Origin of the sequence: Nocardioides sp. (genome assembly GCF_964229035.1) — a bacterium.
GTDB lineage: Bacteria > Actinomycetota > Actinomycetes > Propionibacteriales > Nocardioidaceae > Nocardioides.
Map to the genome: position 1 here is coordinate 116,420 of NZ_CAXRAZ010000044.1, position 22,119 is coordinate 138,538.

A 22,119-nucleotide genomic window follows, 5' to 3' on the forward strand; every position below is an offset into this window, starting at 1 on the left:
CCGGGGCCCCGCAGGTGCGGTGCTGAGGTGCTGGTGTCAGCGGACGCGGACGGCGACGCGGTCGCTGCTGCTGTTCGCGAAGACCGAGGAGCCGCCGACGTAGTAGAGGCGGCAGCCCCAGGTGCGGGCGAGGTTCAGCACCGGGCCGACGATGCGCTGGGTGCCGCCGTTGTAGGCGACGGTGGAGCCGAGGCGGACGATGGTCCGGCCGTTGCGCACGGTGGCGCAGCGCAGGTAGACGTCGCCGTCGGTGACGCGGGCGCCCGAGGCACGCACGTTGGCGCGCACGACGACGCGCTGGCCGGCGTTGGGCGGGTTGACGGCAGTGATCGTGGTGGACGTCGGCACGGAGCCGGCGTACGGCGCGGCCTGAGCGGGCGCGACAGCGAGCCCGAGCACGACAGCGATGGTGGCCAGGAGGGCCAGGGCCATCTTCTTCATGAGTGTTTCCCCTTGCAGTGGAGCGGGCTGCCCGAGGGGGTCTTGGGCGAAGGCACACCCAGGTCCCCACCCCCGGGCAGCCCACAGCATGCCAGAGTGCGTGGCAGGTCCGAGCAGGTTCTTAAGAAAACGAAGCGGCCGAAATGAAGATTTAACGCTGGCTCACCAGTCGGCTGTCACAACCGCCCCACGCGCACCGCGCCGCGCTGGTAGGGCACCTCAGCGCTGAGGGCGGAAGTGCAAACCGACCTCGGGATCCACGATCACCTGCTGGGCGGCGGGCAGACCGTCGACCTCGAGCGGCGCGGCGACGTCCACGTTGCGCTTGAGCAGCGCCAGCGCGATCGGGCCGTACTCGTGATGGCGCACCGACGAGCCCACGACACCGACCGCTCGACCACCACCCGACGGCACCACCTCGGCGCCCTCGGGGGGAAGGCGGTTCTCGGAGCCGTCGAGGTGCAGCAGCGTGAGCCGACGCGGCGGGCGGCCCAGGTTGAACACCCGCGCCACCGTCTCCTGCCCGCGGTAGCACCCCTTGTCGAGGTGGACGGCGGCCCACGCCGCCTCGCCCTCGAGCCAGCCGACCTCGTTGGGGATGGTGCGGGCGTCGGTGTCGACGCCGAAGCGCGGCTCGCCCCGGGCGATGCGCAGCGCCTCGAAGGCCCACAGGCCGGCGGCCGGGCCGGCCGCCTCGGCGTAGGCCTCCAGCCGCTCGCGCGGGACGAGGTCGTAGCGGCCGGGGCTCAGCTCGGTGGGCTCGGTGTCGGGGCGCCAGGCCACGGCCAACTCGTCGGTGACGTCGGTGACCTCGACGCGCATCATGAAGCGCATCCGCTCCAGCCACCCGATCAGTGCGGCGGCGGCGCCGGGCTCGGTGTGCGCGGTGAAGGCCTCGCCGTCGTCCACGCCGGTGAAGGCGTGCTCGACGTGGCCCTGGGGGCTGAGCACGAGCGCCGAGACCCAGCGACCGGGCTCGAGGCCCTCGAAGAACTGGGTGGTCAGCGAGTGCAGCCAGCCGAGGCGGTCGGGGCCAGCGATGCGCAGGACGTCGCGGTGGCTGAGGTCGACGAAGCCCTCGCCGGCCGCCAGGGCCCGCTGCTCGCCGAAGAGGCTGCCGTAGTGGGCCGCCACCCCGGCGTCGCGGCCGTCGCCGGCCACCGCACCCGGCAGGGCGAGGAGGGGCGAGGTGCGCGTGGCTGCGGGCTGGTCGGTGCTGGTCTGGTCGGTGCTGGTCTGGTCGTTGCTGGTCTGGTCGTTGCTCATGTGAGGTCCCGGTAGTGCTCCAGCAGGCGGGTGAGGGTGCCCAGCGCGGTCTGCATCTCCTCGATGTGGGCAGGGTCGAGGGTGCGCAGCATGTCCTTGATCTCGGTGCTGGAGACACCCGAGGTGCGCGGGAGGTAGCGGACCTCGCACAGGTCGCCGAGGTCGTCGAAGCGGCCGGCCCAGTCGTCGCCCATCACGAACACGTCGACGCCGTGCTCGGCGATGTCGGTGCGCTTCTGGTCCCACGAGTGCTCGGGGATGACGAGGTCGACGCCCTTGATGGCGCCGACGATCGCGGCCCGGTCGTCGTAGGAGACCACCGAGCGCTTGCCCTTGCCGGCGTTGAACTCGTCGGTCGAGACGCCGACGACGAGCCGGTCGCCCATCGAGGCCAGGCGCTCGATGAGGCGCAGGTGACCGATGTGGAAGAGGTCGAAGGTGCCGTAGGTGAGCACGGTGGTCACGGTTCGACTCCCTCCTTCCGGTCGTCGCCGCCGGTGTCGGTGCCGGCGGCCTCGCAGCGGGCGCAGCGCCCGAAGACGGCGAGGTGCCCGAGGTCGGGCGTGAAGCCCTTCTCGCTCAACAACGCCACGAACCCCTCCGCCTCTTCCGCCGCCACCGAGATCACCTCGCGGCACCCCCGGCACACCAGGTGGAAGTGCTCGTGGTCGCGGGTCGAGTGGTAGGTGGGCGCACGGTCGCTGAGGTGCGCGTGACGCACCAGGCCGAGCTCCTCCAGCACCTCGAGGGTGCGGTAGACCGTGGAGGCGTTGACCGTGCTCGCCGTCTGCTGCACCCTCGCCAGCACCTCGTCGGGGGTGGCGTGGCCCAGCTCGTCGACCGCGGCGAGGATCAGCTCGCGCTGCGGGGTGAGGCGGTAGCCGCGCCGGCGCAGGGCGGCGCGCCAGTCGTCGTCCGCGCGATCGGCGGCTTCAGGCACGCTTGAGCCTCGCCCACAGGTGGGGCTGCAGCGGCTGGCCCATGGCGGCCATGTCGTAGGCGTAGAGGAGGTCGCCCTCGACGTTGCCGTAGAGGCGCTTGCCGGCGGCGTACTCCTTGGCCGACTCGGTGCGGGCGACGGCGTCCGTCGTCCACTCGAACTTGCCGTCGGCCGCCTCGCCGTGCCAGATCTCGGCGATGCCGAGGTTGTGGGTGAGCAGGATCTCGAAGACGCCCTCGCCGCGAGCGCGGATGAAGCCGGTCTCGATGGCGGCGTCGCGGACCTTCTCACCCGCCTCGTCGATGATCCAGGCGCGCGCCATGTAGTGGAAGAACGGGCGGCCGTCGTGGGTGAAGATCAGCTCCTGGCCGAACTGGAACGACTCGATCGTGGGGTAGTCGCCGTGCCCGTTGCCGCGCCACGTGCCGAGCATCCAGGCGATGGGACCGCAGTCGGGGTGCAGGTTGTCGGGGAGTTCGAAGGCCACGGAGCACGAGTCTAGTGACGCCGTAGGCTCGCGCCATGTCGCGATCCCTCCTCGTCAAGGTCACCTGCGGCACCGACGACCCCGAGCGCGCCAACCAGGGCTTCACCGTGGCCGCCACCGCCGTGGGCGCGGGCGTCGAGGTGTCGCTGTGGGGCACCGGCGACGCCGTGCTGCTGCTCACCCGCACCGGCCTCGCGGACCTCGGACTGGAGTTCGCCACGCCCCTCACCGAGCTCGTGCCCCTCCTGCTCGAGGGCGGGCGCGTCACCGCGTGCTCGCAGTGCGTGGAGCGTCGTGGCGTGGCCGACGACCTGCTGCCGGGGGTGCGCATCGCGGGCGCGGCGGCGTTCGTGGAGGAGGCGCTCGCCGACGGCGTCCAGGCGCTGGTCTACTGATGGGCGCCCGCTGATGCGCGCGGTGCTGCAGCGCGTCACCTCCGCCTCCGTCGTCGTGGACGGCGAGGTGGTCGGCGCGCTCGACTCCCCCGGCCTGCTGGTCTACCTCGGCGTCACCCACGACGACGGCGAGGCCGAGGTGGCCTGGATGGTGCGCAAGATCCGCGACCTACGCATCCTCCCCAACGAGGCCTCCCTCGCCGACACCGGCGGCGGCGCACTCGTCGTCTCGCAGTTCACGCTCTACGGCGACGCCCGCAAGGGCCGCCGCCCCACCTGGGTCGCCGCCGCCCCGCGGGCGATCAGCGAGCCGCTGTACGAAGCGGTGTGCGAGGGGCTGCTGGCCGCCGGGACGCCCGTGCAGCGCGGGGTCTTCGGCGCCGACATGGCCGTCACGTCGGTGAACGACGGCCCCTTCACCGTGCTGCTCGAGACGCCCTGACCCTCGGCTGGCTGTGGTGGGTGGCGGGTGGTGGTGGTCGCTGTGGGGTGCGGTCTACCAACGATTCTTGTCGCTTCCAGGCCCGAAACCCGACAAAAACCGTTGGTAGACCGCCCACACCAGCTACCGGACGACGCTCACCGTCACCACATCGCTGTAACTCACCCCACCCACCGGCTGCGACGCCCTCACCCGATACCGCCACCCCGTACGCGCCAACTGCGCCCGCTCGGTGAGGCTCGTCGAGGTACCCGTCACCACACCACCGGTGTTACGCCACGTCCGACCACCATCACCACTGACCTGCCACCGCAACGACGCCACCGGATCAGCCGCCACCACCGCGCTCAACGTGAACGACGCACCCGACCCCACCGTCACCGACACCGGCTGCTCGGTGAAGACCACCGCCGCATACGGCGTCCCCGCCGTGGTCGCCACCCGACCCTCACCCGCAGAATTCACCGCCACCACCGAGAACGAATACCGCTGCGTGTTCGTCAACCCCTCCACCACACACACCAACGGCTCCGACGCCGGCACCACACACTCCGTGCTCGAACCACCCGCGCCACCCGCGCCGCCCGCATCAAGCCTGCGCACCACGTAGGACGAGACCGGCAACGGCTTGTTACCCACCGACGGCACCCACGACAACGTCAACCGCCCATTACCCGGCGACGCCCGGAACGACGCAGGCGCCCGCAACAACCGCGACACCGACAACCGCGCCGACCCCGACCGCACCACCCCCGCCTCATTCGAGACCACCGCCCGGAACAACGCACCATTCAGCCTCGCCGCCGCCGTCACCCCCAACGCGGCGCTCTGCGCACCAGCCACCGCCGACCACGACCGACCACCATCCAACGACTGCTCCCAACCAAACGACGGCGCAGGAACACCCGACGCCGACACCGAGAACACCGCGGTCCGCTCATCCATCGCCAACACATCCACCGGCTCCTGCGAGACCACCGGCAACACCGCCGGCACCCTCGGCGTCACCACATCCGAAGCCACCGAACCCACCGACGAGCGCTTCTTGTTCGACGCCACCACCGAGAACGAATAGCCGGTCCCACCCGTCAGACCCGACACCGTGCACGAGGTCGCACCCGTGGTCGAACACGACGCACCACCCGGCGACGCCGTCACCGTGTACCCCGTCACCGGCGACCCACCATCGAACGCCGGAGCCGACCACGACACCGTCGCCTCCTCCACGCCAGCAACCGCCGACACACCACTCGGTGCATCGGGTGCCACCGTGGGCGTGTACACCAGCCTGGCGTAGCCATCGCCGGCATTCGTCCCCAGGGTCGACTCGAAGGCCAGCGGCCCCGACAGGCCTCCCGAGAACCCGCTTCCGCCGCCGCCGGAGCCCTTCGTCGCTCCGCTTCCGCCACCGAAGTAGCCGCCGCCGCCGGAGCCGCCGCCGATGAGGTTCTGGGGCGCGCTTCCTCCTGTGCCGGGCCTGATCACACCGGATTCGACCGTGGCCGGACCAGTGCCGGGCTTCCCCCTGTCGGCGAGGCACTGCCCGGCGACACCGCCGGAACCGGACTGCGCACCCCCGCCACTGCACGATCCGCCCGAACCGCCGGTGGCCGATCCCGATCCCGCTCCGGCCTGGATCGGCTGGAAGCTCCCGCCGCCACCGCCGCCGGCAGCGGCGAGCAGGCCGCTCGGCGCGTCCAGCGCAGCGATGAAGGTCCCCCCACCACCGCGGTAGGCGAACGTCCCCACGTCGACCCCGCCGCCACCGCCGACGAGGGACGGGTCCCCTTGCGTCCCTGTAGAACTCTGTCCCTGCTGCCCGACCAGGACCCCGATCCGTCGGCCGGCGAAACCCGCCAGCACTCCACGGACCTTCCCGCCGTCACCCGCGGTCGAGTTGCCAGGGCCGCTCCCGGCCGCACCGCCGAGTTCGACGAGCACGGTGTCCGCGTCGTCCGGCAAGGTGAGGTCCTGCTGACTGCCGCTGAAGCTGATCGCTGCGATGCAGCCGCTCAAGGTCGCCTTGAAAGGCGCCGCACAGTCAGCCGCCGCGATGGGGCGGGGAACCACCGGCGCGCTGGACGACGGCGCGCTGGCGGTCTTCTTGTTCGACGCCGTCACCGTGAACGTGTAGGCGGTGCCGTTGGCAAGACCGGCGACAAAGCACACCAGCCCTGTCGTCAAACAGACCACACCGCCCGGAGAGGCGGTGACGGTGTAGCCGGTGATGGGCGATCCGCCGTCGGAGGAGGGCGCCGACCACACCACCGCGGCCCCGCCGTTACCCGCGACAGCCGCGATCGCACCAGGAGCATCCGGGGCGAGGATCGGGGTGTAGGAGAGCACGACGTAGCCGTGACCCGTGTTCCCGCCGAGCGTCGACTCGGTCACCAGCGGGCCGGTCAGGCCGCCGGAGAAGCCGTTGCCGCCGCCGCCGCCATACCAGGTCGTGCCGGAGCCGCCACCGTAGTAGCCGCCGCCACCGGTGCCCGCGTAGACGCCGTCATGGGTCCCCGAGCCGCCCTGGCCCGGCTTGATGACCCCGTTCTCGATCGTGGCCGGGCCGCCTCCCGGGCGCCCGAAGCGGTCAGACCCGCCCGACCTGCAGAAACCCGCGGCACCGCCGGCGGATCCCGTCGCGCCGCCTCCACCGCAGACCGCCACCGAGCCGGCGGTCGACGACCCTGATCCCGCTCCACCGTCGAGCCCACCGTTGTTCTGCAGACCACCCGCACCACCGCCACCGGCAGCGGCGAGGAGCCGAGAGCGGTCGACCGAGGCAACGAACGTCCCGCCACCGCCTTGGTCCGTGGCGTGCAGCTGACCGGGGCCACCGCCACCGCCGAAGGTGGTGCCGCCCGAGTAGCCGAGGCCCTCCTGGCCGACCATGACTGCCAGCCGCTCGCCAGCTGCAGCCGCCAGAACGCCACGGAGCTTGCCGCCCTTGCCGGGCGCCGCTCGCGTCTGCAGGTCGCTGCCGTCGCCCGATGCACCGGCCAGCTCGACGGTCACCGACGAGGCATCGACCGGGAGCGTGAGCTCCTGCTGAACGCCGGTGTACCCGAAGCGGACCGTGCACACACCCCGCCGCTCAGGGTGAACGGGGCAGCGCAGTCACTCGCCGTCGGCGCAGCCGCCTGCGCCGCGTCCACCGGCGCCACAGCCAGACCGGCGGCAACGACTACTGAGGCGAGCGCGGCCGCCGTCCACGAGGAGACACCACGGCGGCGAGCGCTTGGGGGGAGGGCGAACACACGACACCAGCTTCACGTTCGGGAGCAGAACGCGACGAGCGTGGAGCGAGCAACGCATCGGCGTCTCGGAATCGACGGAACCCAACGCAATGTGAGCGCAATGTGGGCCGCGCCCGGCCTGAGGGGACTGAGTCAGGCGCGCTTGGCGACCCGCAGGCCGAGCAGGTACATCTCGCAGCCGAGGCAGAACGCGAAGACGGCGTTGAGGAAGGCCGCGATCAGGGCGAAGCCGGCGAAGATCTGGCCGAGCAGCACGGCGCCCGTGGCGAAGCCGATGGTGGCGACGACGGCGAAGACCAGGCCGACGGCCTGCGCGAAGCGGGGCGGCGTGGGGTCCTCGAGCTCGGACGGCGGGTTCAGGCGCGGGCGCACGAGCGAGCGGAACAGCAGACCCGTGGGCGTCTTCTGGACGCCGAGTCCGGCACCGATCGCGAAGAGCACGGCCTGGACGCCGGTGATCACGGCCGCCGCCTCCGGCGCGGAGCCGCTGATGAGGAGGGCGACCGCGAAGACCACGAGGGTGATCGAGGCGGTGAAGCGGGGGCCGCGGGGGTCGATGCCCGCCGGGCGGCCGGCCTGCGTGGGCTGCGAGGTGGCGGTGCTCATCGTCGATCTCCTAGGCGGGCAGCGGATCAGAGGGCGGGGAGGGCCGCGAGCACCTGCTCGCGACGGGGTGCGCCGGCGGCGCGAGTGATCTCGACGCCCCGAGCGTCGAGCACGAGGGTGGTGGGGGTGCGCCGCACGTCGAGGGCGCGCACGAGGTCGAGGTGCTTCTCGGCGTCCACCTCCACGTGGACGACGCCGTCGACCTTCTCGGCCACGTCGGCCAGCACCACGCGGGTGGTGCGGCACGGCGCGCAGAAGGCGCTCGAGAACTGCACGAGGGTGGCGCTGCGACCCGGCTCGACGCCGGGGAGCGCGGATTCGACCTGCGACCAGACGCTGTGGGCGTCCGGCCCGGCCGGGGCTTCGGAGGCGGCGGGCTGCGCGTCGTCCACGGTGCCTGCGACCACGGCCGGGGCCGCGGACGCGGCGAAGCGGCCGTCGACCCGCCGGCGGTACAGCCCGAAGGCGGTGGCCGCGGCGAGGGCGAGCACAAGGATGAGCAGTCCGGTCACGTCTGTCTCCAACGATGGGCGCCGGCCCCCTGATTCCGCCGTGTGGGGCGGGTCTCAGGGAGCCGGCAGCACCGCATCAGGGGTGAGGCTCAGAGCAGCGTCAGATGCTGATCTGGACCTCGGCGACCTCGCCGGTCTGCGCGTGCACGACGCGGTCGACCGGCTCGGCCTTGGGGGCGAGGGTGCGCAGGGTCCACTGGCCGTCGCCGGCGAAGAACCGGAAGTGGCCGGTGGCCGAGGTGGGCACCTCGGCGGTGAACTCGCCGCTGCGGTCGAGCAGGCGCACGTAGGCACCCGCCACCGGCGTGGCGTCGTCACCGGTGCCGCGCAGGACCTGGCCCTGGATCACGGCCTCCTTGGCGACGTTGACGCCGTCGAGGGAGAGACCTCCCACGGTTGCTCCGCACATGGCTCAGGCCTCTCCGGGCTCGTCGCCGAGGACGACGGGCACGCCCACGAGGGAGCCGTACTCGGTCCACGAACCGTCGTAGTTCTTCACGTTGTCCTGGCCGAGCAGCTCCTTGAGCACGAACCAGGTGTGCGAGGAGCGCTCGCCGATGCGGCAGTAGGCGATGGTGTCCTTGTTCCAGTCGACGCCGGCCTCGGTGTAGATCTCCTTCAGCTCCTCGTCGGACTTGAAGGTGCCGTCGTCGTTCGCGGCCTTGCTCCACGGCACGTTGGCGGCGGTGGGGATGTGGCCGGCGCGCTGGGCCTGCTCCTGCGGGAGGTGGGCCGGGGCGAGGAGGCGGCCCGCGAACTCGTCGGGGCTGCGCACGTCGACGAGGTTCTGGGTGCCGATGGCGGCCACGACCTCGTCGCGGTAGGCGCGGATCGAGGCGTCCTGCTCCTGCGCGGTGTAGGAGGTCTTCTCGCGGTTCGGCAGCTCGGAGACGAGCTCGCGGCTGTCGAGCTCCCACTTCTTGCGACCACCGTCGAGCAGCTTGACGTCGGTGTGGCCGTAGAGCTTGAAGTACCAGTAGGCGTAGGCGGCGAACCAGTTGTTGTTGCCGCCGTAGAGCACGACGGTGTCGTCGTTGGCGATGCCGCGGTCGGAGAGCAGGGCCTCGAACTGGGCCTTGTTCACGAAGTCGCGGCGGACCTGGTCCTGCAGGTCGGTGGTCCAGTCGAGCTTGATGGCGCCCTTGATGTGGCCCTTGTCGTAGGCCGAGGTGTCCTCGTCGACCTCGACGAGCACGATCTTGGGGTTGTCGAGGTTGTCCTCGACCCACTGGGCGGAGACGAGTGAGTTCTCGCGGCTCATGTTGGGGTTCCTTCTCGGTTGTTTGCTGATGCGGTGCGAACAGAGGTGGGGCCGGGGCGTCGGGCACAGCACAGGGCGCATGGACGACGCGGGGCCGGGCGGATCGCGGCGGGCGGGAGGCGGGCGTCGTCCACGGGCGCGGGAAGCGCGGAGAGGGGACGGCCGGCGGGCCTCAGCAGGCGATCGCCGTCAGTGACGACACAGCGCTGACGAGACGCGGCAGTTGTCGACTGCGCGCCGCTTGGTCAGCAGCAGGGTGGTGGTCACGATGTCGAGACTAGGGCAGCGGCGGCAGGCACCCCTCCGCGAGTCCCGGATCGCGAGACGCGTGCCCGCATTCCGAGACGAACGTCCTGGTTCACGCTCAGCAGGCGCTCACCGAGACGTCGCCGGCATCGCCCTCCGCCGCCGGCGGCGTGACCTCGAGGCGCACCGGACCGGTCTGCCCTTGACCGCTGAGCACCTCGAAGCGCAGCCGGTGGCGCTGACGCGGCTCGAAGCTGAGGCCCAGCCTGAGGAAGGGCCGACCCTCGAGCTCCACGACCTGCGGCGTCAACCGCTGCCCGTCGAGCTGCACGCGGGTGAAGTCGCCGCCGCTCGGCGCCGCCACGTAGAGGACGACGACCTGGTCGCCCGCCACCGGTGCGCGCTGGTCGGGCAGGCCGGCGCCCGTGATGGACGGCGGCAGCGCGGCGATGTCGGCCGGGGTGTCGGCGGTGAAGTCGACGGTGGAGGTGATGCGCTGGCGACCGGCCGTGCAGCTGCGTGCCAGCACCTGCCCCTGGTAGTCGAGGTAGTAGCTGAGCTTGGAGGGGCCGGCGTCGTTGACGTAGACGCCGAGCCGCGGGGAGGCGTCGGCGCGGCCCAGCTCGCCGGCCACGCGCGTGCCAGCGAGCAGCCGCTGGTCGCGGTCGATGAAGCTGTGCAGCCGCACCCGCCCCTCGGCCACGCCGCGCACGAGACCCGAGAGCACGGTGGCGGTGTCGCCCTGCCCCCCGGTGAAGGCGTCGAACACCGCCGCGGCCACCGCCTGCTGGTAGGCGCTCTGGGCCGCGCGGTCCTGCGTGGTGCGGTAGATGGTGTTCTCGACCGAGGCGACGAGCGTGTCGGCGCTGACCGGCGCGTAGCCGGGCACCGCCACCGGGCCCGTGCCCTCCAGCAGGTACGACACTGCCACCGGGTCGACGAACACCATGCCGTCGAGGCGCGGGCGATCCAGCGACTCCCACCGGGCGCGCAGGATCTGCGCGGCCCGCGGCACGTCGGGCGTGAGGTTCGCGTTGACCGACACGTCGGCCAGGACGTCGCCGAAGAGCACCCGCTCGGCCCGGTTCAGCCGGATGCCGACGTCGCCGCGGCCGAGGTCGGCGGTGTCGCCCTGACCGTCGATGCGCAGGCGGCCGTCGTTCGTGCGCACCAGTGTGAGCGCGCCGGGCAGGCCGCCGCCGCTGCGCTGCTCCGCGTTGTTCTGCAGCACCAGTAGGTAGGTGCGGGGGCCCTCGCCGCCGAGCATCGACGGCAGCAGCCGCGCGGCGCGGGAGGTGGCGTCGAGGGTGGCCACCGCCTCGTCCACCTGGCTGCGGAAGGCCTCCAACCGACCGCGCAGCGGGCCGATCGTGCCGCCGAGGTCGAGCGCGTCGAGACGCCGCGCGGCGGCGGTGAACTCGCGCCGGCTGCGCTCCACCGGCGCCGCCAGCGACTCGGCCGCCGCCAGCGGCATCCGCCCGTCGCGGGGCCGGAAGGTGTCGGCCGACACCACGCTCGCGGCGTCCACCAGGGGCGGCAGGCCGCGCTCAGCGATGTCATCGAGGACGGCGGCCCCGTCGCGCGTGGCGCGCAGGTCGTCACCCAGGGCGGGGATGGCCGAGAGCAGTCGCCAGATGCCGCTGCGGGTGCGCTCGCGGGCCCCGCGGGCGTCGTCCTGAAGGTCGGCGAGGGAGCGCTGGGCGCCAGCCGCGTCGCCGCGCACCAGCTGGGCGCGCAGGATCGTCGCGTTGTTCTGCGCCGAGGAGAGGTCGCGGGCGGCCGACCACAGCGTCCAGCCCGCGGTGACCACCACCAGCGCGGCCAGCCCGCCGAGCACCAGACGACGCCGAGCGCGGCGGTCGGCCTCGGCGAACCAGGTGCGCACCTTGTGCACTGCCCGGCGCGACGGGCTGCGTCGACGACGCCGGCGCACCTCGGGCGACATGGTGGGCAACGCTATCAGCGCACCGCGCTTGCCTTAGGATTCGCCGTGGTGGCGCATGCCGCCTCCCCCCAGGACAACGAAGGTGAGCCGTGGACTTCAAGCAGTTCCTGTCGGTGCTCCGGCGACGCTGGATGAGCGTGGCCTCCATGGTGCTGGTCGCGCTCGGGCTCGCCTCCGCGCTGACATTCACGCAGACGCCGCAGTACGAGTCGACCTCACAGGTGTTCCTCACCGTCGGCGTCAGCAGCGACTCCGACCCCTACACCGCGCTCCTGTTCGCCTCGAACCGCGCCGGCTCCTACGCCGAGGTCGCGAGCAGCACCGAGCTCGCCAAGCGCGTGGTCGACGAGCTCGACCTGCAGATGACGCCCGAGGAGCTCTCGAAGCACATCAGCGCCGAGGTGGTCGACACGACCTCCCTCATCGAGCTCTCGGTGAGGGACGACAACGCCCGCCAGGCCCAGCGCATCAACGACGCGGTCACCCAGCAGTTCATCAGCTACATCCGCACCCTCGAGACCTCGGGCACCGGCTCGGCGGAGGTCAACGTGCGCGTCATCGACGCGCCGTCCTTCAACGCCGGGCAGGTCAGCCCGCGCGTCGTCCTCAACCTCGTGGTGGCCGCGATCGTCGGCACGCTGCTCGGCATCGCCCTCGCGGTGGTGCGCGACCTGCTCGACCGCACCATCCGCACCGCCGACCACGTCGCCGAGCTCACCGAGTCGCCCGTGCTCGCCAGCATCGGCTACGAGTCCGACATCCGCTCCTCGCCGGTGCTCACCGACCTCGGCGGCTTCGCGGCGCGCACCGAGGCGTTCCGCCTGCTGCGCACCAACCTGCAGTTCATCGACCTCGACCACCCGCCGCGCTGCCTCGTGGTCACCAGCTCGGTGCCCGGCGAGGGCAAGACCACCACGGCCACCAACCTCGCCGTGGCCCTGGCCCAGACCGGCCGCAACACGCTCATCATCGACGCCGACCTGCGTCGTCCTCGGGTGGCGAGCACGCTCGGCCTCGACCCCGCGGTGGGCCTGACCACCGCGCTGGTGGGCAAGACCGAGATCCACGACGCCATCCAGGTGCACGAGCCCAGCGGCCTGCACGTGCTGGCCAGCGGCGCCAAGCCGCCGAACCCCACCGAGATCCTGCAGTCGAAGATCACCCAGGACCTCATCAACCGCCTGCGCGCCAGCTACGACATGGTCATCATCGACGCCCCGCCGCTGCTGCCGGTGGCCGACGCCTCGGTGCTCGCCCAGGTCGCCGACGGCGTGATCGTGGTCGTGCGCCACGCCCACACCACCAAGGACCAGCTCGAGGAGGCCATCAACCGCCTCGGCCAAGTGGGCGGCCGGCTCTACGGCGTGGTTGTCAACATGGTCGCCCGCCGCGCGATCGGCGCGTATTACTACTACTACTACGAGGAGACCGCCCCCGTGGCCGGCCCTCGCGGCAAGGCGGAGAAGGTCGACGACAAGAACCGCGGAGGCACCCGTCGCCGCTCCGCCTAGCGGAACCACCCCCCGTCACCCCCCACGGCCCGATCGCGCACCGCGCGGTCGGGCCGTGTCGGTTCGTGCAGGCGGGCATCGGCCGGACGCCGCGGTGGGCCGTCTACCAACACTTTTCGTCGCTTTTCCCCGGAAAAACGACGAAAAACGTTGGTGGACCGGCCCTCACAGCGACCACTGGGGCCCCTATCCTGTGGCCGCGGCCCCGGGCCGTCCCGCCCTGCTGGGGGCGCTGGTGAAACCCGCACCAATTGGTGCGATCTGATCCGTCGCCCCGCGCGCTCACCGTCGTTGAGACTGTGATCTCGCGACACCAGCATCGAAGAGCCAAGAAAGCGAAGTGACCACGTGCCGTCCCCCCGCAGCACTGCCGAGACCCTCGTCCGCGACTTCCTGACCCGGATCAACAAGGACGCCTCCGCCGACCTCGACGCCCCCCTCTACGCCGACGGCGTCGGCCTCGACTCCCTCGAGACCGCCGAGCTCTCCGCCCTCCTCGAGGACGAGCTGGGCAACGACCCGTTCAGCACCGCCGACGTGCTGCCCCAGACCCTCCGCGAGGTGCTGGACCACTACGGCGCGGACGACGCCGCCGCCGAGACCGCCTGAGCGCGGCGGTGGTCGACTACGAGCCCGCAGAGCACTACGACCGCGTCACGCGGGCGTGGGCCCTGCTCATGGGCGACGACCTGCACTACGGCGTCTTCGATGCCCCCTCCGACCCGCTCGCCGAGGCCAGCGACCGGCTGACCTCGCTGATGATCGAGGTCGGCGGGCTCACCGAGGCCGGCCCCGAGGGCACCGACGGCGCTCCCCTGCGGGTGCTGGACGTCGGGTGCGGCACCGGCGGCCCCGCCAGCCGGCTGGTGCGCGACCACGGTGTCGACCTGCTCGGCATCACGCCGAGCGCGGTGGGCATCGAGGCCGCCACGGCACGCTTCGCCGCCGCCGGCCTGCCCGGCAGCTTCGAGCAGCGCGACGGCACCGACAACGGCCTGCCCGACGCCTCGTTCGACCGCGTGTGGGTGCTCGAGGCCTCCCACCTCATGCCCGACCGCGAGGCCCTGATCAGCGAAGCCTCCCGCGTGCTGCGCCCCGGTGGGCGCCTCGTGCTGTGCGACATCATCCGCCGCCGCGAGATCGGCTTCCGCGAGCTGCGCGAGCGCCGCGAGGAGTTCGCCGTGCTGCGCGCCGGCTTCGGCGCGGCTCGCATGGACCCCCTCGACCTGTACGCCGCGCACGCGGAGAAGCACGGCCTGAAGGTGCTCACCCAGCGCGACATCTCCGAGGAGACCCGCCCGACCTTCGCGGCCTGGCGGGCCAACGCCGAGCAGCACCGCGACGCCGTCCTCGAGCTGATCGGCCCCGACGAGCTCGACGTGTTCGTGCGCTCGCTGGAGATCCTCGAGCGGCTGTGGGACGACCGCACCCTCGGCTACGGCATCTTCGCCGCGGAGAAGGTCGGATGAGCACCGACAGCGCCCAGCCGGCCCAGCCCAGCCAGCCCGCCCAGCCCGAGCGCCAGCAGGACGTCGGCTCGGCCTCGCGTGCGCTGAGCTTCTCGCAGCTGGTGTTCAGCGACGTCGCGGGCCTGCGCCCCGGCAGCCGCGGCAGCTGGCTCGGCGTGCTCGTGCGCCTGCCGTTCGTGCCCGGCGTGATCGCCTCGATCCTCCTGCGCGCGCAGCAGTGCCTGTTCCGCTCCGGCCACCCGCGCCTGGCCGAGGGCCTGCGCAGCCTGGGCAACGTGCTCATCGGCGCCGACTTCGGCGCCGGCATGGAGGTGGGCCCCGGCCTGCGGCTCATGCACCCGGTCGGCGTCACCATGGGCTACGGCGCGCGCATCGGCAGCGACGTCACCCTCGCCAGCGGCGTGGTGCTCGCGGCGAAGTACTACGACGACAGCCACGGGCGCGAGCAGCAGTTCCCGACCATCGAGGACGGCGCCGTGATCGGCGCCCACGCGGTGCTCGTGGGCGGGGTGACCGTGGGGCGCAACGCCACCGTGGGCGCCAACTCCGTGGTGCTCTCCGACGTGCCGCCCGACACCGTGGTGCTCGGCAACCCGGCACGGCGCGTGGGCATGCGCGACTCGGCGCCGGCGGCGACCGCCGCCAAGCCGGCCGACAAGTGATCCGCGGGACGACGCCGTGATCGAGCTGCTGCGCCGGGCCGCCGAGGCGGACCCGGCCCGCCTCGCCGTGCTGACCCACGACGAGGCCGTCACCTACGCCGAGCTCGTCGCGCGGGCCGAGGCCACGGGAGCGCACCTGCGCGAGCTCGGCGCCACCCGCGTGGCGACCTTCGACGGCGACGCCGCGCGCATCATCGCGCTGCTGGCGGCCGCCTCGAGCCTCGGCGTCGAGGTGTGCCAGTACCCGCCCGCCGAGCCGGGCGCGGTGGCCGACCTCGCCGCGCGCATGGAGCACGAGGTGCTGCTCAGCGGCGACCGCGAGGTCCGCGCGAGCGCCCCCGAGGGCCTGCGCGTGGTCGACCACACCGGCTGGACGTCGTCCACGACCGAGCGGGAAGCAGCGCTGCCCGAGCCCCCCACCGCCCGCCCGCACCTGGTGCTCACCACCGGCACCACCGGCGCCCCCCGCGGCGTGCGTCACGACTGGTCGCGGCTGGTGCGCAGCGTGCGGCGCGTGCAGGTGGTCGGCGACGAGCAGCGGTGGCTGCTGGCCTACGGCCTGCACCAGTTCGCCGGCCTGCAGATCCTGCTGCACACCATGGCGAGCGGCGCCACGCTCGTGGCGCCCATCCCCCGCGCCCCGCGCGAGGGCCTGCGGGCACTGCGCGAGCTCGGCGTCACCCACGCCTCCGCCACCCCCACCTACTGGCGCTTCCTGCTCGCTGAGGCCGCCAACGACGGCGGCGTGCTGCCGTCGCTGCGCCAGATCACGCTCGGCGGCGAGGCCATCCCCGGCCCCCTGCTCGGCCACCTGACCCGCGCGTTCCCCGACGCCAACATCTCGCAGGTCTACGCCGCCTCGGAGTTCGGCTCCAGCGGCTCGGTGAAGGACGGCCGCGCCGGGCTCTCCACCGAGGTGCTCGAGCGCGGCGAGGACGCCGACATCGCCATGCGCATCGTCGACGGCGAGCTGTGGGTGCGCTCGCGCGTCGGCATGCTCGGCTACCACGGCGAGCCGCCCGTGGAGGACCCCGACGGCTGGCGTGCCACCGGCGACCTCGTCGAGGTCGTGGGCGATCGCATCCAGTTCCGCGGCCGCTCCAGCGAGGTCATCAACGTCGGCGGCGTCAAGGTGCACCCGCTGCCCGTCGAGGAGCGCATCAGCGCCGTCGAGGGCGTGGCGCTGGCGCGCGTGTGGGGTCGCCCCAACGCGCTCACCGGCGCGATCGTCGCGGTGGACGTCGTCCTCGCCCCGGGTGCCGACAAGGACCGCGTGCGCGCCGACATCACCGAGGCCTGCGCCGACCTCGTGGCCGCCTCGCGACCGCGCAGCGTGAGATTCGTCGACGACCTGCCCACCAAGGGCGCCAAGATCCTCCGTGCCACCCCCCAGCAGGAAGGCTCCAGATGACCACCGACCCCTCCGACGCCCGCAGTGTTCCCGAGGCCCCCGAGGCCCCCGAGGCCCCCGAGGCCCAGCCGCGCGTCATCGCGATCACCGGCGGTAGCCGCGGCCTCGGCGCCGGGATCGTCCAGGCGTTCCTGGACGCCGGCGAGCGCGTCGCCACGTGCTCGCGCAGCGCCACCCCGGCCACCGACGCGTGGGCGAAGAGCCACCCCGACCACTTCCTCTTCATCGAGGCCGACCTGTCGAAGCCGGACGACGCGAAGGCCTACGTCGACGCGATCATCGACCGCTGGGGCAAGGTCGACGTGCTCGTCAACAACGCCGGCGTCGCCCGCGACGGCATCCTCGGCATGACCAGCGACGACGACCTCGACACCGTGATCGACCTCAACCTCAAGGGCACGCTCTACGTGAGCCGCCTGGTGAGCCGCCGCATGCTGGCGCGCCGCTCGGGGTCGATCGTCAACATCTCCTCCATCGTCGGACTTTCCGGCTACCGCGGCCTCGCCGTCTACAGCGCCACCCAGGCGGCGATGGACGGCCTCACCCGCGCGCTGGCCCGCGAGCTCGGCTCGCGGGGCATCACCGTGAACAGCGTGGCCCCGGGCTACCTGCGCACCGAGATGAGCCACGGCCTCGACGAGGCCCAGCTGCAGCAGATCGTGCGCCGCACCCCGGCCGGTCGCCTCGGCGAGCCGGCCGACATCGCCCGCGTCGTCCAGTTCCTGGTCGACCCGGCCAACTCGTACCTGACCGGACAGGTCATCGTCGTGGACGGAGGACTCACCTCATGAGCAGCGCCAAGCAGAAGGCGGCGAAGTTCCTGCCGCGCTTCATCGTTGAGTTCCTCGACCGCATCGTCTTCGGCTACCGCAAGGCCAAGGTGCGCCTCGCCCGCAAGGTGGCGGCCAAGGTCGGCTACAACATCGTCAAGCACGACGACTACTACTCCGTGCTGCCGGTGCTCGAGGAGATCGAGAAGACCCGCGAGCGCTGGGACCGCCCCAGCGGCCTGGCCGGCCTCGACATCGACATCGACAAGCTGCGCACCCGCCTCGGCGACCTGGAGCAGAAGTGGGAGGCCGACTACCGCCGTGTCGCCGGCTCCTGGGACGAGAACCAGCAGCGCGGCTTCGGGCCCGGCTACCCCCGCTTCGACTCGCGCACCCTCTACTACACGCTGCGCGAGGAGAAGCCGAAGCGCTACCTCGAGGTCGGCTCCGGGCTCTCGACCTACTACGCCAGCCTCGCCGGCAAGGCCAACGCCGCCGAGGGCTCGCCCATGAGCATCACCTGCGTCGAGCCCTACCCCTACGACGCGCTGCGCACGATTGACGACGTCGCCCTCATCGAGGACTTCGTGCAGAACGTGCCGGTGGCCCGCTTCGCCGAGCTCGAGGCCGGCGACGTGCTGTTCATCGACTCCTCGCACGCCTTCAAGATCGACTCCGACGTCGCCTACCTGCTGCTCGAGGTGCTGCCGCAGGTCAAGCCGGGCGTGATCGTGCACATCCACGACGTCCACTTCCCGTACAACGGGCCCTTCCCCGCCGACTTCTGGCTCTTCGGCGAGCGGTGGCCGGTCTACTGGAACGAGGCGATGGCCGTGCAGACGTTCCTGGCCTTCAACTCCGCCTTCGACATCGAGCTGTCGACCCCGATGCTGCGCCACCACGACGAGGCGTTCCTGACGCGCCGCTTCAGCGACTACACGCCGCTGGCGCAGGACCCCAACCCCCCGTCGTCCCTCTGGCTGCGCCGCACCAGCTGAGCGTCGTCCAGCGATCAGAGTGGCCGGTCCCCGAACCTCGGGGGCCGGCCGCTGTCGTCCGCGTGGACGACGCGCCGCCCGACGCCCGCCGCCGATCGCGCCGCCCGACCCGGTGCGGTCCGGGTGGACTCAGGCGCGGAAGGGGGTGCTGCTGACGCGACCGTCGGCGTCGACGCCGAGGAGGTTGCGCGCGAACTCCTCGGGGGTGGCGGGCGGGATGCGGCTCTCCCAGGTGCCCTCGGAGGCCAGCACCTGCTTGATCGCAGCGCCGAGGCTGGCGGGGGTGAGCTCGGCCGCCACGCCGCAGCCGGCGGCCTTCACCTCCGCCGCGCGGACGACGGACCCCGCCGTCACCACCGGCACCCCGGCGGCGATCGCCTTGCCCATGATGCCGCTGGGCCCGTTGTTGGTGAGCGCGATGGGAGCGACATCGCTGGCCGCCACGAGCTCGTCGATCAGCTGGTTGGGCAAGAAGGCGTCGAAGATGTGCACCCTGCCGGGGTTCGCAGCGGCCGTGGCCTCGACCCACGCCCGCACGTCGTCGTCCTGGGCGCCGGCGAGCAGCAGGTCGGCGTCCACGCCGGCGGCCTGCATCGACTCCCAGATCAGCGGCACGTTGCGGCGCTCGCTGATCACGCCGAACACGCCGACGATCCGCCGGTCGACAGGGAGGCCGTGGCGCTCGCGCAGGGCGACCCGGTCGCGCGAGTGCGCCTCGCACACGTCGGGGTCGCGCAGGCGCTTGACCAGCGCACCGGCACTGAGGTCGTCGCGGCCGGCGAAACCCACCACCCGCTGGGCGGCGCCGGTGACCAGCGCGAGCGCGGTGAGCAGCGCCTTGGGCAGCTTGAGCTTGTAGAGCCAGGGGTCGGTGAGCCGCGCCCGCGCCGGGTAGCGCGTGAGCATGAGGACGACGCGTCCGGACACCCGCGGCCCGAAGAGCCGGCGGCGGTTGCGCCGGCCGCGCCAGAACCAGTCCTTGAGCGCCTGGTCGGCGTCCATGAGCGCCACCGTGCTCACGGTGCCGCCCGTGCGGGCGAGCTCGGTGCGCAGGTCGGCGACGGCGTCGATCATCGCCTGCGACGACATCTTCCGGTCGTCGAAGACCTCCCGCACCTCGAGCGGGAAGTCGAGGTCGCCGAGGTAGGCCTCGTAGGAGGGCCACTCCTTCACGCCCTGGAGGGTCAGCAGCACCACCGGGCCGGTCTCGGCGGCCACGCGCGCCACATTCGCCACCGCCTGCAGGTGGTGGCCGGCTGGGTCCGGGTCGACGAGCACGGTGACGGCGGGCATGTGTCCTCCGCTGGGGGGCGCAGACGTCGCGCGGTGACGAGAGCACCGCGCAGCGGCCGGACGGCGCCCGGCGGGGCACAGCCTAGAGGCGGCTCGGCCCGCGCCGAGGAGGCCGTGGACGTCGCGAGACGCCGACCGCCCGCCCCGTGCGGCAGGCCGCGCGAGGCCTTCGTCCCACCGGCCGATCCCACCTCGGGACCGACCGCCCGCGGTGTAACGTGCGGCCCGCGGGCCTCCCCCTGCCCGCTCCTGGCCACGGAGGTACCGCCATGAACCCGCCGCCCGCCCGCCGCCGCGACGTGACCCCTCTCCCCGACCGCGGCGCATGAGCAGCATGCGCGTCGCCGTCCTCGCGATGGGGTGGACCGGCTACAACGACGCCGCCTTCAAGGCACTCACCCGCCTCGGCGTCGAGGTGCTCGTGATCACCCACGCCACGACCCCCGACACCGCCTTCACCACCGCCACCGTGCCGGCCTACGCCGAGCTGCACGAGCTGCCGCAGGAACCTGACGGTGAGGCCATCGCCGCCCGGCTGCGCGCCTTCGCCCCGGACGCCGTGCTGGTGCACTCCTGGCACCTGCCCTACTTCCGGGCCGCCCTCAAGGCCCTGCCCGCCGGCACCCTCAAGGTGCTGTGGATGGACAACGTGTGGCGCAACACCCCCAAGCAGTGGGTGGGGCGCGCGGTCGCGCCGTGGTGGGTGCGCTCGCTCTACGACGCCGTGATGGTGCCGAGCGATCGCACCGAGTTCTTCGCCCGCCGCCTCGGCTTCGGCGAGGGCGACGTGATCCGCGGCTCCCTGTCGGCCGACACCGAGCTCTTCGGCTCCGAGCCCGTCGAGGGCACCGAGCTGCGCGAGCGGGCCCGCTTCATCGCCTGCCTGCGCCTCGTCGAGCACAAGGGCGCCGCCGTGCTCGCCGAGGCCTACCGCCGGTACCGGGCGTCGTCCGCCGGCTCGGGGAGCACCCCGTGGGAGCTGTCGGTGGTGGGCATCGGCCCGCTGGCGTCGTCCTTCGAGGGCATCGACGGCGTCACGATGCACGGCTTCCAACAGCCCGCGGACGTCGCGAAGCTGATGCGCACCGCCTCCTGCCTGGTGGTGCCCTCGCGCGAGGAGCCCTACGGGGTGGTGCTGCACGAGGGTGCCGTGAGCGCACTGCCGATCGTGTCGACCTACTTCGTCGGCGCCGCCCCCATGTACGTGCAGGACGGCCAGAACGGCTGGACCGTGCCCGGCGACGACATCGACGCGCTCGCCGTCGCGATGGGTCGCGTCGCCGCCCAGGACGACGCAGCGCTCGGCGCCATGTCGCACGTGAGCCGTGCTCTCGGCTCGCGCATCACCTCCGACGGCTGGGCCCGCAACATCCGCGACCAGGTCGAGTGGCGGGTGCGCACCTTGCGGAAGGGGGGCGCACGGTGAACGCGCTGAAGGTGACGCTGCTGAAGGTCAGCATCAAGCTGCGGATCTTCTTCCTCGAGAACCTCCTGCGCCCGCTGCGCCCGCCGCACATGGTGCGCCTCGGCACCTACTACGGCGGCTGGTGGATCCCCGACGACGTCACCCCGCCCGGCACCGCTCTCTGCGTGGGCGCCGGCACCGACGTCACCTTCGACCTCGAGCTGGCGCGCCTCGGCTTCCACGTCGTCACCGCCGACCCCACCCCGGACTCGGTCGCCTACCTCGAGCAGTACCGCGACGTCCTCGAGGTGCGCCCCGTCGGCGTGTGGACCTCGACCGGCGAGATCGAGTTCGCACAGGACTCCACCTTCGCCGAGTCGTGGATGATCGGCGGCACCGCCACCGCCTCGGTCGGCACCACCGGCTCGCAGTCCTTCCCGGTGATGACGGTCAAGGACCTCATCGCCGACGCCGGCCTCGACGGCGCCCCCCTCGACATCCTCAAGCTCGACATCGAGGGCGCCGAGCACGACGTCCTGCGCTCGATGCTCGCCGACGGCATCCTCCCCCGCTGCCTGTGCGTGGAGTTCGACGACCACCGCATCCGCCGCGTCATCGCCTCCACCCGCCTCCTCCAGCGCGCGGGCTACACCCTCCTGCAGATCGAGGGCCTCAACTACATCTTCACCCGCGCCTGATCCCCACCCGCCCGCCGTCGCGGCACGTCGCGGCACGCAGGCGACGGCCGGCGTCCGGCGTCCGGCGTCCGGCGGCTGGGTGTTGCGGGGGGGGGGCCCACCGCCCC

The 22,119-nt window shown here is 72.5% G+C and carries 24 protein-coding genes; 11 read left to right on the forward strand and 13 right to left on the reverse strand.

Annotated features, from left to right (window positions below; translation table 11 throughout):
- Positions 1 to 36: 36 nt before the first annotated feature.
- The 5 genes from ACERUN_RS14340 to ACERUN_RS14360 form a co-directional block, all read right to left on the reverse strand.
- The gene (locus ACERUN_RS14340; RefSeq protein WP_370290700.1) at positions 37 to 441 is read right to left on the reverse strand and encodes a hypothetical protein; all 405 of its coding nucleotides are present in this window, start codon (positions 439 to 441) and stop codon (positions 37 to 39) included.
- 219 nt (positions 442 to 660) lie between these two features.
- On the reverse strand, positions 661 to 1,707 hold the full coding sequence (locus ACERUN_RS14345) for a folate-binding protein YgfZ (RefSeq protein WP_370290701.1): 1,047 nt from the start codon (positions 1,705 to 1,707) through the stop codon (positions 661 to 663).
- On the reverse strand, positions 1,704 to 2,171 hold the full coding sequence (locus tag ACERUN_RS14350) for an adenylyltransferase/cytidyltransferase family protein (RefSeq protein WP_370290702.1): 468 nt from the start codon (positions 2,169 to 2,171) through the stop codon (positions 1,704 to 1,706). The genes ACERUN_RS14345 and ACERUN_RS14350 overlap by 4 nt, the downstream gene beginning before the upstream one ends.
- The gene (locus tag ACERUN_RS14355; protein ID WP_370290703.1) at positions 2,168 to 2,647 is read right to left on the reverse strand and encodes a Fur family transcriptional regulator; all 480 of its coding nucleotides are present in this window, start codon (positions 2,645 to 2,647) and stop codon (positions 2,168 to 2,170) included. Before ACERUN_RS14355 ends, ACERUN_RS14350 begins: the two co-directional genes overlap by 4 nt.
- Positions 2,640 to 3,134, reverse strand: a complete 495-nt coding sequence (locus ACERUN_RS14360; protein ID WP_370290704.1) for an FABP family protein — start codon at positions 3,132 to 3,134, stop codon at positions 2,640 to 2,642. Before ACERUN_RS14360 ends, ACERUN_RS14355 begins: the two co-directional genes overlap by 8 nt.
- Before the next feature lie 35 nt (positions 3,135 to 3,169).
- Here ACERUN_RS14360 and ACERUN_RS14365 point away from each other — a divergent pair, with 35 nt between their 5' ends.
- Together ACERUN_RS14365 and dtd are read left to right on the forward strand one after the other, a co-directional pair.
- Positions 3,170 to 3,529, forward strand: a complete 360-nt coding sequence (locus ACERUN_RS14365) for a DsrE family protein (protein WP_370290705.1) — start codon at positions 3,170 to 3,172, stop codon at positions 3,527 to 3,529.
- 13 nt (positions 3,530 to 3,542) lie between these two features.
- Positions 3,543 to 3,971: a D-aminoacyl-tRNA deacylase gene (gene dtd, locus ACERUN_RS14370; protein ID WP_370290706.1), complete on the forward strand. Its 429-nt coding sequence runs from the start codon at positions 3,543 to 3,545 to the stop codon at positions 3,969 to 3,971.
- A gap of 123 nt (positions 3,972 to 4,094) precedes the next feature.
- Here the strand turns inward: dtd and ACERUN_RS14375 are convergent, their stop codons facing one another.
- From ACERUN_RS14375 to ACERUN_RS14405, 7 genes are all read right to left on the reverse strand, one after another.
- Positions 4,095 to 7,052: a fibronectin type III domain-containing protein gene (locus tag ACERUN_RS14375; RefSeq protein ID WP_370290707.1), complete on the reverse strand. Its 2,958-nt coding sequence runs from the start codon at positions 7,050 to 7,052 to the stop codon at positions 4,095 to 4,097.
- A 305-nt stretch (positions 7,053 to 7,357) separates the two neighbouring features.
- Entirely contained in the window at positions 7,358 to 7,831 is a 474-nt protein-coding gene (locus ACERUN_RS14380; protein WP_370290708.1) for a DUF4395 domain-containing protein, read from the reverse strand.
- 26 nt (positions 7,832 to 7,857) lie between these two features.
- Positions 7,858 to 8,343 (reverse strand): thioredoxin family protein, encoded by a 486-nt coding sequence (locus tag ACERUN_RS14385; protein ID WP_370290709.1) that lies wholly within the window; start codon positions 8,341 to 8,343, stop codon positions 7,858 to 7,860.
- Positions 8,344 to 8,443: 100 nt separating this feature from the next.
- Positions 8,444 to 8,752: a DUF1416 domain-containing protein gene (locus tag ACERUN_RS14390; protein WP_370290710.1), complete on the reverse strand. Its 309-nt coding sequence runs from the start codon at positions 8,750 to 8,752 to the stop codon at positions 8,444 to 8,446.
- Between the two features lie 3 nt (positions 8,753 to 8,755).
- On the reverse strand, positions 8,756 to 9,604 hold the full coding sequence (locus tag ACERUN_RS14395; protein WP_370290713.1) for a sulfurtransferase: 849 nt from the start codon (positions 9,602 to 9,604) through the stop codon (positions 8,756 to 8,758).
- A gap of 189 nt (positions 9,605 to 9,793) precedes the next feature.
- Positions 9,794 to 9,871, reverse strand: coding sequence for a putative leader peptide (locus tag ACERUN_RS14400; RefSeq protein ID WP_370290728.1), 78 nt, complete (start codon positions 9,869 to 9,871; stop codon positions 9,794 to 9,796).
- Between the two features lie 97 nt (positions 9,872 to 9,968).
- Positions 9,969 to 11,795, reverse strand: coding sequence for a DUF4012 domain-containing protein (locus ACERUN_RS14405; protein WP_370290714.1), 1,827 nt, complete (start codon positions 11,793 to 11,795; stop codon positions 9,969 to 9,971).
- Between the two features lie 89 nt (positions 11,796 to 11,884).
- Here ACERUN_RS14405 and ACERUN_RS14410 point away from each other — a divergent pair, with 89 nt between their 5' ends.
- From ACERUN_RS14410 to ACERUN_RS14440, 7 genes are all read left to right on the forward strand, one after another.
- Complete coding sequence (locus ACERUN_RS14410) at positions 11,885 to 13,306, forward strand: polysaccharide biosynthesis tyrosine autokinase (RefSeq protein ID WP_370290716.1); 1,422 nt, start codon at positions 11,885 to 11,887, stop codon at positions 13,304 to 13,306.
- 348 nt (positions 13,307 to 13,654) lie between these two features.
- A complete protein-coding gene (locus tag ACERUN_RS14415; RefSeq protein WP_370290718.1) occupies positions 13,655 to 13,915 on the forward strand; it encodes a hypothetical protein in 261 nt (86 codons plus the stop codon).
- 8 nt (positions 13,916 to 13,923) lie between these two features.
- Entirely contained in the window at positions 13,924 to 14,775 is an 852-nt protein-coding gene (locus tag ACERUN_RS14420; RefSeq protein WP_370290719.1) for a cyclopropane-fatty-acyl-phospholipid synthase family protein, read from the forward strand.
- The gene (locus tag ACERUN_RS14425) at positions 14,772 to 15,437 is read left to right on the forward strand and encodes a serine O-acetyltransferase (protein WP_370290720.1); all 666 of its coding nucleotides are present in this window, start codon (positions 14,772 to 14,774) and stop codon (positions 15,435 to 15,437) included. Before ACERUN_RS14420 ends, ACERUN_RS14425 begins: the two co-directional genes overlap by 4 nt.
- A 16-nt stretch (positions 15,438 to 15,453) precedes the next feature.
- The gene (locus ACERUN_RS14430; protein WP_370290721.1) at positions 15,454 to 16,848 is read left to right on the forward strand and encodes a class I adenylate-forming enzyme family protein; all 1,395 of its coding nucleotides are present in this window, start codon (positions 15,454 to 15,456) and stop codon (positions 16,846 to 16,848) included.
- On the forward strand, positions 16,845 to 17,639 hold the full coding sequence (locus ACERUN_RS14435; protein WP_370290722.1) for an SDR family NAD(P)-dependent oxidoreductase: 795 nt from the start codon (positions 16,845 to 16,847) through the stop codon (positions 17,637 to 17,639). The genes ACERUN_RS14430 and ACERUN_RS14435 overlap by 4 nt, the downstream gene beginning before the upstream one ends.
- The gene (locus tag ACERUN_RS14440) at positions 17,636 to 18,616 is read left to right on the forward strand and encodes a class I SAM-dependent methyltransferase (protein WP_370290723.1); all 981 of its coding nucleotides are present in this window, start codon (positions 17,636 to 17,638) and stop codon (positions 18,614 to 18,616) included. The genes ACERUN_RS14435 and ACERUN_RS14440 overlap by 4 nt, the downstream gene beginning before the upstream one ends.
- Before the next feature lie 129 nt (positions 18,617 to 18,745).
- On the opposite strand, the gene ACERUN_RS14445 is transcribed toward ACERUN_RS14440, so the two are convergent.
- Positions 18,746 to 19,909 (reverse strand): hypothetical protein, encoded by a 1,164-nt coding sequence (locus ACERUN_RS14445; RefSeq protein WP_370290724.1) that lies wholly within the window; start codon positions 19,907 to 19,909, stop codon positions 18,746 to 18,748.
- A 325-nt stretch (positions 19,910 to 20,234) separates the two neighbouring features.
- Here ACERUN_RS14445 and ACERUN_RS14450 point away from each other — a divergent pair, with 325 nt between their 5' ends.
- Positions 20,235 to 21,335 (forward strand): glycosyltransferase family 4 protein, encoded by a 1,101-nt coding sequence (locus ACERUN_RS14450; RefSeq protein ID WP_370290725.1) that lies wholly within the window; start codon positions 20,235 to 20,237, stop codon positions 21,333 to 21,335.
- A complete protein-coding gene (locus ACERUN_RS14455) occupies positions 21,332 to 22,012 on the forward strand; it encodes an FkbM family methyltransferase (RefSeq protein WP_370290726.1) in 681 nt (226 codons plus the stop codon). The genes ACERUN_RS14450 and ACERUN_RS14455 overlap by 4 nt, the downstream gene beginning before the upstream one ends.
- Positions 22,013 to 22,119: the final 107 nt, after the last annotated feature.